Source organism: Xanthomonas vesicatoria ATCC 35937 (assembly GCF_001908725.1).
GTDB lineage: Bacteria > Pseudomonadota > Gammaproteobacteria > Xanthomonadales > Xanthomonadaceae > Xanthomonas > Xanthomonas vesicatoria.
Window position 1 is genome coordinate 229266 of sequence record NZ_CP018725.1, and the last position, 15009, is coordinate 244274.

General features: G+C 65.0%; 9 protein-coding genes and 2 pseudogenes. All 11 read right to left on the reverse strand.

The genetic code is table 11. From position 1 onward, the window contains the following. Window positions 1-11: 11 nt before the first annotated feature. Complete coding sequence (locus BJD12_RS00925; protein ID WP_005994841.1) at window positions 12-773, reverse strand: transporter; 762 nt, start codon at window positions 771-773, stop codon at window positions 12-14. Window positions 774-1196: 423 nt separating this feature from the next. Then, window positions 1197-3980 (reverse strand): methyl-accepting chemotaxis protein, encoded by a 2784-nt coding sequence (locus BJD12_RS00930; RefSeq protein WP_005995107.1) that lies wholly within the window; start codon window positions 3978-3980, stop codon window positions 1197-1199. Window positions 3981-4166: 186 nt separating this feature from the next. Further along, a complete protein-coding gene (locus BJD12_RS00935) occupies window positions 4167-6341 on the reverse strand; it encodes a methyl-accepting chemotaxis protein (protein WP_005995105.1) in 2175 nt (724 codons plus the stop codon). A 299-nt stretch (window positions 6342-6640) separates the two neighbouring features. Continuing rightward, entirely contained in the window at window positions 6641-7174 is a 534-nt protein-coding gene (locus tag BJD12_RS00940) for a hypothetical protein (protein WP_005995102.1), read from the reverse strand. Window positions 7175-7606: 432 nt separating this feature from the next. Further along, window positions 7607-9883 (reverse strand): methyl-accepting chemotaxis protein, encoded by a 2277-nt coding sequence (locus BJD12_RS00945; RefSeq protein ID WP_058564097.1) that lies wholly within the window; start codon window positions 9881-9883, stop codon window positions 7607-7609. 225 nt (window positions 9884-10108) lie between these two features. After that, entirely contained in the window at window positions 10109-12112 is a 2004-nt protein-coding gene (locus BJD12_RS00950; protein WP_005997252.1) for a chemotaxis protein CheA, read from the reverse strand. A 33-nt stretch (window positions 12113-12145) separates the two neighbouring features. Beyond that, window positions 12146-12511 (reverse strand): response regulator, encoded by a 366-nt coding sequence (locus tag BJD12_RS00955; protein WP_002806565.1) that lies wholly within the window; start codon window positions 12509-12511, stop codon window positions 12146-12148. Beyond that, window positions 12508-12816: an STAS domain-containing protein gene (locus BJD12_RS00960; protein WP_005997253.1), complete on the reverse strand. Its 309-nt coding sequence runs from the start codon at window positions 12814-12816 to the stop codon at window positions 12508-12510. The genes BJD12_RS00955 and BJD12_RS00960 overlap by 4 nt, the downstream gene beginning before the upstream one ends. Window positions 12817-12912: 96 nt before the next feature. Then, window positions 12913-13962 (reverse strand): annotated as a pseudogene (locus BJD12_RS00965) (chemotaxis protein CheW); the annotation flags it as partial. A gap of 62 nt (window positions 13963-14024) precedes the next feature. Then, window positions 14025-14229, reverse strand: a pseudogene (locus BJD12_RS25290) (chemotaxis protein CheW); the annotation flags it as partial. Continuing rightward, a complete protein-coding gene (locus tag BJD12_RS00970) occupies window positions 14226-15008 on the reverse strand; it encodes a ParA family protein (RefSeq protein ID WP_005992627.1) in 783 nt (260 codons plus the stop codon). The pseudogene BJD12_RS25290 and the gene BJD12_RS00970, both read right to left, overlap by 4 nt. Between the last annotated feature and the right edge of the window lies 1 nt (window position 15009).

Genomic DNA, 15009 nt, shown 5'->3' on the forward strand with positions numbered 1-15009 from the left:
CCGGGTCCGTGTCAGAAGCGGAAGGACAAACCGACGCCGAGCGCGTGGTCGGGCGAACGGTCATTGAGGCCACGGCTGTACACCGCATCCAGCTGCACATCGTTGCTCAGCAGCCATGCGGAGCCGACGTCGAGCAAGGCCACGCTGCCGCCATCGTCGCTCTTGGCGATTTGCGGCAATGCCACTTCGACGAACGAGCGCACGCGGTCGTTCCAGGCTTTGCCGAGTACCGCACCCAGGATGCCTGCGGTGTAGCGATGGCCGTCGCCATCGTCGTCCCAGATCACGCCGGGCATCACGCCGGCAGAGATGCTGTCGCTGAGTTCCCATTCGGCCACCAGCCGGAACGAGGGGCGTGCCCCGTGGCCGCGCAGGGCCTGCGCGCCGCTGGGCAGATCCACGTGCAGCAGCCAGGCCAGCGAGGTCTTGCCATCGTCGGAGCTGGCCAGCTGATGTTTGACGCCAAGCGACACGTCAGACATGCCGTTGATATTGGACTGGCCGGGCAGGTCGATGTGTTGCCAGCCATCGGTTTCCAGTCGCAGTTCCCAGGTCTGACCGAGCCCGTAGCGGAACAGCGTCGGGGTGGAATATGCATCGACAGACGCATCGCGTTCCCACGCGGCACTGGTTTCCACCTGCAGGCGATGGTTGCCGACGGTCAGGCTGGACTCGACGAAATCGGGTCGGTCGGTGGCAATGGGGTCTTCAGCGTGGGCACGGCCGGCGACGCACAACAGCACAAGACAGCTGGCGAGAACAGATGACTTCATGGCAACCCCTGCAACGATCGAACCTCGGGCGCATGCAATGACGGGTGTCGTCGACGACCGTCCGCATGCGGTGTGTGAGTGGCTGTTGCGGGGGGGGGGGGGGGCACAGACAGCCGTTGTCACCCAGGCTAACGGCAACGCCAGATAAATCTTTAAGGATTGCCGATGGGTGGAGCAGGCAGGGCAAGGCGGGTGTGCAAGGCAGGCCGATAGCAGCGCTTGCGTCTGCTTGGGGCAGATGTGTTCTGCGCGCGCGGACGTGCGGGCGCTGCGGCCAATCGGCGTGACGGAGCAGAGCGTCGCCAAACCAGTGCCAGGTGTGAGGCGTCGAGTGCCTGCCGGCACTGGGCATGCGCGTGCAACGTACTGGATCAATTGCAGTGACGGCGCCCTGCATAGGGGCCGTCACGCATTACGCACGGCTTAAAAATCTTGCCACTGGCTATCGTTGCCGGCCGTGTTGGCCGATGGCTTGCCTGGATGGCGCACAGGTGCGGCAACGCGCGGGCTGCCGCTGGGCGTGCGCGTGGGTAGGGCACGGGCAACCGGCCTGGCGGTGAAGGCAGCGCTTGCCGGTGCCGCGCCATGGCTGAGTTTGAACACGGCCACCGCCTCGGTGAGCTGGCCGGCCTGTTCTTCCATCGCGCGTGCGGCGGCGGTGGCTTCTTCCACCAATGCGGCGTTCTGCTGGGTGGCCTCGTCCATCTGGGTCACGGTGAGATTGACCTGCTCGATGCCGCTGGATTGCTCCTGCGAGGCGGCGGAGATCTCGCCCATGATGTCGGTGACGCGCTGCACGCTGGCCACGATCTCGCTCATGGTGGTACCGGCCTGGTGCACCAGCGACGAGCCTTGCGCGACCTTGTTCACCGAGTCGTCGATCAGGTGCTTGATCTCTTTTGCAGCACCGGCAGAGCGCTGTGCCAACGTACGCACTTCCGATGCCACCACCGCAAAGCCACGGCCCTGTTCGCCAGCACGCGCCGCTTCCACTGCCGCGTTCAAGGCGAGGATATTGGTCTGGAACGCGATGCCGTCGATCACGCTGATGATCTCGGCGATCTTCTTGGACGAGGTTTCGATACCGGACATGGTGGTCACCACCTGTGCCACCACTGCGCCGCCATGCGCGGCGACATCGGCGGCGCCGATTGCCAGCTGGTTGGCCTGGCGCGCGTGTTCGGCATTCTGCTTGACGGTGGAGGTGAGCTCTTCCATCGACGCGGCGGTTTCTTCCAGATTGGCGGCCTGTTGTTCGGTGCGTTGCGACAGATCGTTATTGCCGGCTGCGATTTCGCTGGCGGCCGCATTGATCTGCGTGGCCGAGGTCTGGATCCCGGAGACGATGCCGGTAAGCTGCGCCACGGTGGCATTGGCATCGTCCCGCATGCGTGCGAAGACGCCGGCGAACTGTCCATCCATGCGCACGGTGAGGTCGCCTTCGGCCAGCGCACTGAGCAGGCTGGAAATACGCCCCAGGCCCTGCGACGTGGTTTCCAGCAAGCCATTGAGCTGACGGCCGAATTCCAGATAGAACCCGTGCTTGTCCTCCAATGCCAGACGCTGACCGAAATCGCCCATCAATGCCGATTGCACCAGGGCTGCCACTTCCTGTTGCGTGCTGACTTCGGCAGTGACATTGCGCCATAGCAGCATGCTGCCGCTACGGCGACCGTCCGCCGCATACAGCGGGGTCATGGTCAGATCCAGCGTCACCGGGCCGAAGCTGTAGCGCTCCAGCGTGGTGGACTGCAACTGCTGCAGCCGCTGCAAACGCGACGTGCCATCGCTGTCGGTACCGAACACGTAATCCAGCGGCTTGCCGACTACCGCGTCGGCGCTGAAGCCGGCCTGGCCCTTGGCATGGAAGGCCGGCTCGGCATGTTTGAACGAGGCATGCAGCGCCTCGGTAATGAAGACCGCGTGGTGTTGTTCGTCGGCCAGCAACACTTCCATCTCGGAGTGTTCCAGCGCGGTGCGGATCCGCAGGTTTTCGTTGGCGATGGCGGTATCGCGTTCGATGCGCGCACGCAGGTCGTCCTGCATGCGCTGCATTGCGCCCATCAGCCGGCCCACCTCGTCCCGACGCTGCACGGTGATGTGGTTGTCGAGCTTGCCCGAGGCGATCGCATCGGCCACGCCGACCGCCGACTCCAGCGGGCGTACCACCTGGCGACGCAGCAGCAGGAACAACGCACCGCTGAGCACCACTGCCGAGCCCAGGCCGACCAAGAGAATGGTCCACAGCAGGCGATGCGCATGCTGCATGATGGCTGCATAGGGCACCACCACGCCCAGCGCAAAACGCTCCTGCGCCTTGCCGATCTGCAAGGGCACATAGGCGCTGACGTTGCCGGCCGCGTCCGGGGCAAAGTCGATGTAATCCTTGCCGGCGCCGGTTGCCTGCAGCAACGCGCGATAGCCATCGCCGCTGGCCGGCTTGCCGATTCTTGCGGCATCACGCGAGGCCAGGATCACCCCTGCGGGCGAGATCAACTCCACATAGCCGCCATCCATGGGGCGTAACGCGCTCAAGCGTTTCTGCAGTGCGGCCAGGGCAAAATCGACTGACACCACGCCGAGATACTTGCCATGTTCTATAACCGGAGTGGACAAGGTGGTCATCAGGACTGGCTTGCCGCCAATGACGTAATCGTAGGGTCCGGCCACGATCTGGCGGCCCAATGCGCGCGGCTTCAGGTTCCAATCGCCGTCGCCGGGTTTTTCGTAGCCAACCAATGGTTCGCGAATCAGGCTCTGTCCGTTATAGGCCCAGTAGGTCATGAAGCGTCCGGTGCTGTCGTGGCCCTCGGCGCCGACATAAGCACTGTCCTTGCCATCGAAGGCTTGCGGCTCCCACAGCGTGCCCATGCCCACCCATTCCGGATGGTTCTGCAGTTGATGGTGCACGATGGCCGCGGCCGCGTCGCGGCTGATTCCACCATGGGCGCGTTGGGCCAGCAGCGCGTTGGCCACCGACTGCCCGGCGACAAACGCCTGCCCCAACTCGTTACTGACCTGTTCGGCCTGAAAGCGCGCCACACTCTGCATGGTGGTCTGCGCCGAGGCGATCAGGGCACGGCTGCTCTGCCAGTAGCTGATCGCTGCGGTCAATCCGAAGCACAGCGAGGCGATGACCGCGGTGCCGAGCATCAGGCGGTACGCGAGGCGGCCGCCGAAACGTGAGTGCGAGGGGAGCGAGGTCATGGCGTGGCTGCAAAGAAGGGGAGAGGATCCCGCCGAGGCGGGGTGGAACAGATGGAGCGCATCGCACACGCACCGGATGGCGGCCCGGACCGCGGACTTTTCTCAGAGCCAACAAGTCCCAGCCGGACGCTGCATTTGCTGCACATCGCGCCGGCCTGACGACCGCCCGCGCGTTGGTGGTTGCCCTCAGTAAGCGGCGAGGGCAACACGCTTGGGCGCGCGCGCGCCTGCACGACCGTGATTGGCCGAGGTGGCGGCCACCCGGAACATCGACACCGCATCGTCCAGCTGTTGTGCCTGTTGTTGCATCGCGTTGGCGGCAGCAGTGGCTTCTTCCACCAGCGCAGCGTTCTGTTGGGTGCTCTCGTCCATCTGGGTGACGGTGAGATTGACCTGCTCGATGCCGGCCGATTGCTCCTGCGAGGCAGCGGAAATCTCGCTCATGATGTCGGTCACACGCTGCACCGAGGACACGATGTCGGCCATGGTCTTGCCGGCCTGATCCACCAATGCCGACCCCTGCGCCACCTTGCCGACCGAGTCGTCGATCAGATGCTTGATCTCTTTCGCCGCACCGGCCGAGCGTTGCGCCAGCGTGCGCACTTCAGAGGCCACCACCGCAAAACCACGGCCCTGCTCACCGGCGCGCGCCGCTTCCACCGCCGCGTTCAACGCCAAAATGTTGGTCTGGAACGCGATGCCGTCGATGACGGAGATGATCTCGGCGATCTTCTTTGACGAGGTCTGGATGCCGGACATGGTGTCCACCACCTGGCTCACCACCTGGCCGCCCTGCGAGGCGACGCTGGCCGCGCCGATCGCCAACTGATTGGCCTGACGCGCACTTTCTGCGTTCTGTTTGACGGTGGAGGTGAGCTCTTCCATTGACGCGGCGGTTTCTTCCAGACTGGCCGCCTGCTGTTCGGTGCGCTGCGATAGATCGTTGTTGCCCGCGGCGATTTCGCTGGCCGAGCCGGTGATCGAGCCGGCCGCCTGCTGGATGCGTCCGACGATGCCGGCCAGCTGCGTGGCGGTGGTGTTGGCGTCGTCACGCATCCGCGCGAACACGCCGTGGAACTCGCCGTCCATGCGCGCAGTGAGGTCACCCTCCGCCAGTGCGGCCAGCAGCTCGGACAGCTTGCCCAGATTGCGGTCGCTGACATCCATCATTGCGTTGAGGTCGTTGATCATGCGCGCCGAATCGTGCTTGAAGCGGGTTGCATCGCCTCGCTGGCTGAAGTCGCCATTGGCCGCCGCCTGCGCCAGGCGCTTGATCTCGGTGTTGATGGCCAGCAGGCTGGCCTTGGCCGCGTCCATGGCTTCGTGCAGCACCGCACGCGTACCGGGCAGGCGCACCGCATCGCGCGACAGGTCGCCCTGTGCGTATTCGTTGAGGATGCCGATGGCGTCGACGATCGCGTCCAGGTGTTCGAAGATCATGGTGTTGATGCCGGTGGCCAATTCGCCATAGACACCGGGGAAATCGCTCGGCATGCGGTGGGTGACGTCGTCGCCGGCATGCATGTGCATCATCACCTTGGTTTGCGCGGAGAAGCGCTCCAGGGTGTGCACCATGTCGTCGGTGGCCTTGAGCATCTGGCCGATTTCGTCGTTGCCATGCTCGGCAGTGCGCACGCTCAAATCGCCGCGTGCCACACCCTTGATCGCCGCCAATGCGCGCCCCACCGGTTCCAGGATCGAGTTGCCGATCATCCAGCCGACCAGCAGGTTGAGCAGTACCAGCGCTCCGCCGGCCAGGGTCATCACGCCGGTGAAGGCCAGTGCCTGCGACTGGGTGTCGTCCAGATACACGCCGGTACCGATCACCCAGCCCCACGGCTTGTAGAGCGCGGCATAAGAGGTTTTCTGCACCGGGTCTTTCTGTCCGGGCTTGGCCCAGGTGTAATCGACATAACCGCCACCGGCCTGCGCCGCGGTGACGAATGCCGGGAAAATGCGCTTGCCATCCGGGCTGAGCACGTCGGTCAACGGCTTGCCATTGAGGTCCGGGCGGGTGGGGTGCATCAGCATCACCGGCGCCTGGTCGGTGACGTAGATGTAGTCCACGCCACCGCGTGCGCGCATCGTGGACAAGGTATTGAGCGCGGCCTTCTTGGCGGCCTCCACGTCGATCTCGCCCTTGTCGGCGCGTTCGGCGTAGCCGTTGACCACTGCAATGGCCATTTCGATCTGGCTCTTCAGTCCGTCGCGACGTGTGTCCGTGAGATCGACGTACTGCATGCGTGCCGCGACGATGGCCAGGAGGATGATGCCCAACGCCACCAGCGCCGTCTGGGCGAGAAATTTGCGCTTGAGCGGCACATTGGCCAACGTCTTTGCGAGCGAGCTCTTGAACGTCATGACAGGTATCCAGCGAGAGGATTGTGAACGGGATAAATCGAATAGCGACCCGGGAATCGAAAGGTTGAGCATCGCGTGGCGCCGGTGGCGCTGCTCCTGCATGCGCCGCTGCGGCGAGCCGATCGAGGCGGTATCGCGTGCGTCATGACAAAAAGGGGCGCTGACGCCATACGCAGAAGCACCCGCGCACGGCCCGCCACCCGCCACCCGCAGCAGCGCAGATCACGTGACGCGGTACGGCGTTGTGTGGTTGGTGGGCGCGGGCCGCAACGCGAGCAACCGACACCCGCCGGAGGCGCTTAGCGACGCTGTGGCGTGCCGACCTTGGCCACCGATGCCTGCAGGTTCTGCAGCTCGCTCCAGAGCACCTGGTGGGTATTGCCGGGCTGGCCGAGCGACAGGGCTTGTGCCTGGTGCAGATCGCCGGCATGCAAGGCGCGATTGGCCAGACGCTGTTGCTCCAGATACTGCCCCAGCTGCTGCTGCACCACTGCAAACTGGCGAGCCTGTTCGCCCTGTGGCGCGGTCGCCTGGAAATACCCGGCATGTCGGGCGATGCGTTGACGCAGGTTGCCCAGACGTTCGTCGTAGGCCTGCACGCGGGCCGCATCGTGTGCGGCGGCGAGTTGTGCACGCTGGTCCTCGCGCAATTGCACCAGATCGATCGCAAGCGACTGCAATGCGCTCACCGGCACGTTGTCCAGCAGCACCGAGACCGGTGCCGCCGGCGCGGCGTACGAGGGCGGCAAGGACACGCCCGCAGCCAGCACGACGACAGCAAACACGGCGGCCAGCGTATTGCGAGCAGAACGGATGGAGTTGGCGGTGTACATGCGGACTTCCTTCGACAGGGCGCGGGCGCTCGCGCCCTCATTGCTCTGTGTATCGGCCGCAAAGGCGTGTGCTTGATCACCTTTCGACCAACGGGAGCCCGCCTTGGTGAACCGTTGGTTTCGTGAAGTGCTCAAGAGTGCGCCGCGGTGATGCCTGGATGGCGGCACGCCTGCAGGTTGGGCCGCGGCGTTGGCGATGGTTTGGCTAAGATGGTCGTCTGTCGGGTATCTGCTCTGCTTGGCTACGCTGGCAGTGCGAAGGCCTGCGCATCGTGGGCGCAAGCCGCGGCATCACGGGGGGCACGAGGGGCGATCCGGCGCGTTGCGCATCGCCGGGCGCATCCGTGCCTGCATAAAACACACAAGCCCTGGCATCGCTGCCAGGGCTTGGTGACGAAGGCTGCACAACCGCAGCCGATACCGCGATAGGCCTCAGAACTCGTGCCAGCTGGTGTCCCCACCCGAGGCGGAGGCCGCCGCCAGCGCGGGACGTGACGCGGCTTTCGGCTTGCTGGCTGCCACGACGGTGGCGGCAGCGCGCTTGGCCACAGGCGTCTTGAGCGGCTTGAGCACTGTCGGAGCAGGGCGCGCCGCGGCCGTGGTCATTGCGGCTGTGGGTTGCAGTTTGAAGATCGCCACCGCATCGGACAACTGCCCGGCCTGTTCTTCCATTGCACGGGCGGCAGCGGTGGCTTCCTCCACCAGGGCAGCGTTTTGTTGGGTGGCTTCGTCCATCTGGGTGACGGTGAGGTTGACTTGCTCGATGCCGGACGATTGTTCCTGCGACGCTGCAGAGATCTCGCCCATGATGTCGGTGACACGCTGCACGCTGGCCACGATGTCGGCCATGGTCTTGCCGGCCTGGTCCACCAGTACCGAGCCTTCGGCCACCTTGCCGACCGAGTCGTCGATCAGGTGCTTGATCTCTTTCGCGGCGCCGGCAGAGCGCTGTGCCAGCGTGCGCACCTCGGAGGCGACCACCGCAAAACCGCGGCCCTGCTCGCCGGCACGCGCCGCTTCCACTGCGGCATTCAACGCCAGGATATTGGTCTGGAACGCGATGCCGTCGATGACCGAAATGATCTCCGCGATCTTCTTCGACGACACTTCGATGCCGGACATGGTGGTGACCACCTGTGCCACTACATCGCCGCCTTGCGAGGCAACCGAGGCGGCACCGATCGCCAGCTGATTGGCCTGGCGCGCATGCTCGGCATTCTGCTTGACCGTGGAGGTGAGCTCCTCCATCGAGGCGGCGGTCTCTTCCAGGTTGGCCGCCTGTTGTTCGGTACGCTGCGAAAGGTCGTTATTGCCGGCGGCGATTTCGCTGGCTGCGGCATTGATCGACACGGTGGCGTGCTGAATCCGTCCGACGATGCCCGACAACTGCTCGGTGGTGGCATTGGCATCATCGCGCATCTGCGCAAACACGCCGTTGAATTCGCCATGCATCTGCGCCGTCAGATCGCCTGCTGCAATCGCCTGCAAAATTCCCGACAACGCGCGCAGGTTGGTATCGGCGGTGGCCATCAAGGTATTGAGGCTCTCCACCATCGCACGGAAATCGTATTGGAAGCGGTGCGCGTCGCCGCGCACGCTGAAGTCGCCGTTGGCTGCGGCCTGCGCGAGTAGCTTGATCTCGCTGTTCATCGCCGACAGGTTGGCCTTGACGGTGTCCATGGTGTCGGTGAGCAGGGCCTTTTCGCCGGGAAGGCGTTCCATGTCCTGGGTCAGATCGCCAATGGCGTAGCGCGACATGATGTGCGCCAGTTGCATCTTCACCGCGATATGCGAGCCAACCAGGGCGTTGGTGTCGCGCACCATGGTGCCGTAGTCGCCAGGAAAGGCGTCTGCGTCCATGCGGTAGCTGATCTGGCCGGCATCGTGGCGGTGCGCCATCTCGCTTTGCGCAGCCAGCACTGCCTGCAGCTGCTGTTGCATGCCCTGCATGCTGTGCAGCAGCTGGCCGGTTTCGTCGCGGCTGTCCACGTTGATCGGGTTGTCCAGCTTGCCCTTGGCGATCGCGCCGGCCACACGTGTGGCGCGACCCAGCGGCTCGGCAATGCTGCGCGCAATGAACCAGCCGGCAAACGCCGCCAGCAGCACTGCGATGGCCATTGCCGCCAGCATGATCTTGACCGAGCGCTGATAGGCGGCTTCGGCGCTGGCGATTTCTGCATCCATGTGCGCCACGTTGAACTTGGTCAGCTCCACCAGCTTGGCGAACAGGTCACGACGCAGCGGGCGCGATTGTTCGTCGGAGATCTTGCTGGCGGTTGCGAAATCATTGGCGCGGATGGCATCGCCCATCGCCACGTTGGCCTTGTAGTAGCCGGCCAGTTTTTGTTTGACCGCGTCGTACAGCTCGGTTTCTTTGCCGGCCGTGGTGGTCTTGGAATACGCTGCCTGCGCCGCGTCTACTTCGGTGCGGGTCTTTGCCATGCGCTCGAAGTAATTTTTCACCGCATCCGGATCGTTGGCGCGTGCCAGCTGCGCCAGCTCGTAGGTGCGAAATTCGCCCAGCAGGGCGCGCATCTCGCTCAGCTGCTGCACGGCCGGCGCCCAGGTATGGCCGATCTCACGCAACAGATGGGCACTGGACTGCATGCGCACCATGGCAAACACGCCCAGGCACAGAGTGATCAAGGTGGTGAAAAAAAAGGCAACAGCGAGCTTGCGCGCAACGGCGAGATGACGGAACCAGTTCATGGGAGTCGACTTTTGACAGAAACCAATGGAAACCGTCGGCGTCGGCACCATCGCTACGCTGAGAACGGTCGCTGGGATCAAGCAATGGGGCGGTGAGGCCCCGCGCCTGCCGCGCGCACGGAGCGGGGCGGCAGCGCATGCCGGCGGGCCCTAGACCGCCGGCGGATATCGCGTGTCCTTAGGTGTTACCACCGCGGCATCCTTGCCGCAGCGACGTCGGTGCCATCAGGCTGCCTGCGGCACCTTCAACGAGCGCACCAGCCCACCGATATCCACGATCAGCGAGACCCGCCCATCGCCCAGGATGGTGGCGCCGGAGACGCCCGGGATACGCCGATAGTTGTTTTCGATGTTCTTGACCACGACCTGTTGCTGGCCGAGCAGTTCGTCCACTTCCAGCGCGATCTTCTGGCCGTCGCCTTCGACCACCACCACCAGCGATTCCGTGGAGGACTGCTGCCCGCCGAAGCCGTAGTAATTGGTGAGCGACAGGATCGGCAGATATTCGCCACGTACCCGCAGCACCCGGCCGTCGCCCGCCATCGAGCGGACATCTTCCGGTGCCGGCTGCAGCGCTTCGAGCACGTAGGACAGCGGCAGGATCAGGGTTTCGCCGGCGACCGAGACGGTCATGCCGTCCAGGATGGCCAGGGTCAGCGGCAGACGGATCAACACGCGGGTACCGCTGCCGGCGTTGCTTTCCAGCTGTACTTCGCCGCCGAGGCCCTGAATGTTGCGGCGGACCACGTCCATGCCTACGCCACGACCGGACAGGTCGGTGACGGCATCGGCGGTGGAGAAGCCAGGCGCGAAGATCAGGTCCCAGACCTGCGAGTCGGTCGGGTTGTCCGGCACGGCGATGCCGCGTTCGGCCGCCTTTTCCAGGATCTTGGCGCGATTGAGGCCACGGCCGTCGTCGCTGACTTCGATCACGATGTGGCCGCCCTGATGCGAAGCCGCCAGGGTAATCGTGCCGGTTTCTTCCTTGCCCGCGGCGCGGCGCGCATCGGGCAGCTCCAGACCGTGGTCGATGGAGTTGCGCACCAGATGGACGAGCGGGTCGGCGATCTTTTCGATCAGCCCCTTGTCCAGCTCCGTGCTTTCGCCAATCGTACGCAGACGCACCTGCTTGCCGAGTCGGCTGGAGAGGTCGCGCACCAGGCGCGGGAAGCGACGGAACACCGCATCCACCGGCAGCATGCGCACGCCGATGACCGCTTCCTGCAGATCGCGGGTGTTGCGCTCGAGCAGGTCCAGGCCGGCGAACAGCTGTTCGGCATGTGCCGGGTCCAGGCCGGTGGAGACCTGCTTGAGCATAGCTTGCGTAATCACCAACTCGCCGACCAGGTTGATCAGTGCATCGACCTTGTCGACGCTGACGCGGATGGAGCTTTCGGCTTCTGCAGCGGCAGCCTTGGCCGGTGTCGCAGCAGCAGCGGCAGCTGGTTCGGCAGCGGCAACGGCTGGTGCAACGGCGGCCACCGGAGCGGCGGCATCCACCGCCAGGCTCGGCGGCGGGCCGGGCACCGCCATCGGGCGGATGTCCAGCTCGCAATCGTCCACCACCCAGGCGAAGGTGTCTTCGATCTTGCTGCGCGGAATCTTGCCGATCAGGCCCAGATCCCACGCCAGATAGGCTTCCAGCGGGTCGATGTTTTCAAAGCCCGGCATGCGCTCCAGACGCGCGGCAATCTGCAGCGGGCCCAGATGCTCCAGCTCGCGGATGATGCGCAGCGGGTCGTTGCCGCTCATGAACAGCGACGGCGCCGGGGTGAAACCGATGTGCCACGCTTCGGGCTCTTCTTCCTTGGGCTTGGCCACCACCACAGCGGCGGGGGCTTCGCCGGCGAGCACCGCGTTCAGGCGGGTATGCACGGCCTTGACCGCAGCCGGGTCGGCCGGAGTGCCATGTTCGGCTTCGCGCAGCAGGGCGCGCAGCACGTCGACCGAGCCAAGCATGGCGTCGACGGCATTGGGTTCGAGCTGACGCTTGTTGGAGCGCAACTCGTCCAGCAGCGTCTCCAGCACGTGGGTCAGGCCGGCGACGGCCTCGAACCCGAAAGTGGCTGCGCCACCCTTGATGGAGTGTGCGGCGCGGAACACCGAGTTGATGATTTCCGGGTCGCGGTTGCCCTCTTCAAGGGACAGCAACCCGGCCTCCATCGCGTCGAGCCCTTCGCGGCTTTCCTCGAAAAAGGTGGCGTGGAAACGTTGCAGGTCCATGCTCATGGGCGTGAGATCCGATGGTGAAGCGAGTAAGGATTAACCGAGAACTTTCTGCACGGTGGCGATCAGCTGTTCTGGATTGAACGGCTTGACCAGCCAACCGGTGGCACCGGCGGCCTTGCCTTCGGACTTCTTGTCGGCCGCCGATTCGGTGGTGAGCATCAGCATCGGGGTGAACTTGTAGTCCGGCAGCTGGCGCAGCTCGCGAATCAGCGAGATGCCGTCCATGTTGGGCATGTTCACGTCGGTGACTACCGCGTTGAAGCGCTGGCCCTTCGCGCGGCCCAGCGCAACGGCGCCGTCTTCGGCTTCTTCGACGGCAAAGCCGGCAGAGGTGAGGGCGAAAGAGACCATCTGGCGCATCGACGCCGAATCGTCCACCACCAAGATACGTGCGCTCATGCGGCGTTCTCCACAGATTTCAGGTTGTCATTGGATGCGGAAAGCCCGAGCGCGTCGGTGACGCCGAGCAGACGTGCCGCATCTCTAAAAGTGTCGTTGCAGCCATCGAATTCGGTGTGCAAACCGGCCTGGCGACGGCTCTGCACAAAGGCACAGAGCAACTGCACGCTGGCGGTGTGGATACGCCGGACTTCACCTGCGTCAAGCACCAGGTCGCCGTCCTTGGTGAGGAATCCGGCAAGCTTCTGCTTGAGGTCGGCGCTGGTCTCGATGCCGAGATCCTCACCCAATGTCACTGTGCTCATTGTTGCTCCGAACGGATGGTTCTATGCGTACTAACGGCGGAAGGTGGAAAAGCTTTAACGGTGAATCGGCGACACGCAGATTGCGCAAGCCCTGCGTTAATGCAGCAGGTGCGAGGCATCGAGCAGGATCATCGGTTGGTGGCCCAGACGTGCCACGCCGCGGAACAGGTTGTTGGAAATGCGGCACAGGCGCGCATTGTCCGGCGGCTCGATCTGGTGATCGGTGAGGCTGGTGACGTCTTCCACGGCCGACACGCGCAGGCCCATGGTTTCGCCGTTTTCTTCCAGCACCACTACGCGGGTGTGCAAGTCCATGTCCACCGGCGACGAGCCCAGATGCACGCCCAGATCGATCACTGGGACCACCTGGCCACGCAGGTTCATGATGCCGAGCATCGCGCTGGCAGTGCCGCGCAGTGGCAACAGCGGCACCGGCAAGACCACTTCCTGCACCTTGAGCAATTCCAGCGCGTAGGTCTGTTCGCCGCAGCGCAGACGCAGCCAGCGGGTGCTGCGTTCGCTGGCGCGACGCTCGGCATGGATCTTGTCGGCCTGGCCGGGCGCAAGCAATGCCTGCAGGCCTTGCGGATAGACCGGGGCAGGCGCGGTGCGTGGCGGTGCCGGTGCCGGTGCCGGCGTGGGCGCTGCACGCGGTGCCGGTGCAGGCACTGCGACCGGCGCCGCCTCTAGCCCGAAAGCCGGATCGGCATCCATTTCTGCCAGCAGATCGGCAGTCAGCAGGTCAACCGAAGACGACGCGGTTCCGAAGGCGGGATCGGCGTCCATCTCGGCCATCAGATCGGCCGTGCTCATGAAGGCACTGGGCGCGGCCGGGGCGAACGCCGGGTCGGCATCCATTTCGGCCAGGAAATCGGCGGCGATGTCGGCCGCGCTCGGTGCAGCAACCACCGGCGGCCCGAATGCCGGGTCGGCGTCCATTTCGGCGAGGAAATCGGCGGCGATGTCGGCCGCGCTCGGTGCAGCAACCACCGGCGGCCCGAATGCCGGGTCGGCGTCCATTTCGGCCAGAAAATCTGCGGCAATGTCGGCGGCGCTCGGTGCTGCAACCACTGGCGGCCCGAACGCCGGGTCGGCGTCCATTTCGGCGAGGAAATCGGCGGCAATGTCGGCGGCACTCGGCGTGGCAATCACGGGCGCACCAAGTGCCGGGTCCGAACGCATGTCGGCCAGCAGATCGGCGGCGATGACTTCCGGCGTTGCAGCGACGGGAGCTGGCGCTTCGGCGACAGCGACGTCCGAATCTTCGCTCATGGCAAGCGCGGCGGCGGGTTCGGCGGCCGGGGTTGCAGCGACAGGCGTGCTCGTGACGGCGTCGGGCATCTCCACGCCGGCATCGTGCAACAGCCCTTCCAGGTAATCGTCCAGCTCACCGTTGGCGGTGTGGTTGCTCATGCGGCTTGCTCCATACGCATCGCGTCATCGGCCAGCACCCATTCCAGCGCGCGGCGATAGGCGGACAGGCCGCGGCCCTGATAATCGGCGCCGGTGGCGGGGACGGTCAGTGCGGCGGCATTGCAAATTCGGGTGTCCATCGGAACGGCGTCTTCCCACACCACCGGGCCGTAGGTGGTCTGCATTTCCTTGAGCGTTTCGTTGCCGGCGCGTGTGCGACGGTCGAACAGGGTCGGCAGGATCGACACCGGCAGCTCGCGACGACGCGAGCGCTGCACCATGTCGGCGGTGCGCACCATGCTGGCAAGGCCATGCAATGCGAGCGGCTCGGCCTGGGTCGGCACCACCACGCGATCGCAGGCGGCCAGTGCGTTGATCATCAACAGGCCGAGCGTGGGCGGGCAGTCGAGCAGGATGTAATCGTGTTGGCCGGCGTGGCGAGTCATCGCGTTTTGCAATGCCAGGCCCAAGCCGGGCTGATTGGCGCTACGGCGTTCCAGCGTGGCCAGTGCGGCTTGGGCGCACACATACGACAGGCCGGGGATGGCACTTTCGTGCGCCAGGCTGGCCAGGTCGCTCGGCGGGGTGCCAAACAGGTCCAATACCCCGCGCGGCGGCGGGTCGACCGCCACGCCGAACGCGCGGGTGAGCGAGGAGTGCGGGTCGAGGTCGATCAACAACACCCGATGCCCGAGCGCGGCCAATCCGCGACCCAACGCCAGCGTCGTGGTGGTCTTGCCTACGCCGCCCTTTTGGTTGGCGATTGCCCAGATACGCATC

Coding starts and splice junctions, on each gene's coding strand:
- BJD12_RS00930 (WP_005995107.1), bottom strand. CDS start 3,980: ATGACCTCGCTCCCCTCGCACTCACGTTTCGGCGGCCGCCTCGCGTAC.
- BJD12_RS00955 (WP_002806565.1), bottom strand. CDS start 12,511: ATGAGCGCACGTATCTTGGTGGTGGACGATTCGGCGTCGATGCGCCAG.
- BJD12_RS00925 (WP_005994841.1), bottom strand. CDS start 773: ATGAAGTCATCTGTTCTCGCCAGCTGTCTTGTGCTGTTGTGCGTCGCC.
- BJD12_RS00960 (WP_005997253.1), bottom strand. CDS start 12,816: ATGAGCACAGTGACATTGGGTGAGGATCTCGGCATCGAGACCAGCGCC.
- BJD12_RS00950 (WP_005997252.1), bottom strand. CDS start 12,112: ATGAGCATGGACCTGCAACGTTTCCACGCCACCTTTTTCGAGGAAAGC.
- BJD12_RS00940 (WP_005995102.1), bottom strand. CDS start 7,174: ATGTACACCGCCAACTCCATCCGTTCTGCTCGCAATACGCTGGCCGCC.
- BJD12_RS00970 (WP_005992627.1), bottom strand. CDS start 15,008: ATGCGTATCTGGGCAATCGCCAACCAAAAGGGCGGCGTAGGCAAGACC.
- BJD12_RS00945 (WP_058564097.1), bottom strand. CDS start 9,883: ATGAACTGGTTCCGTCATCTCGCCGTTGCGCGCAAGCTCGCTGTTGCC.
- BJD12_RS00935 (WP_005995105.1), bottom strand. CDS start 6,341: ATGACGTTCAAGAGCTCGCTCGCAAAGACGTTGGCCAATGTGCCGCTC.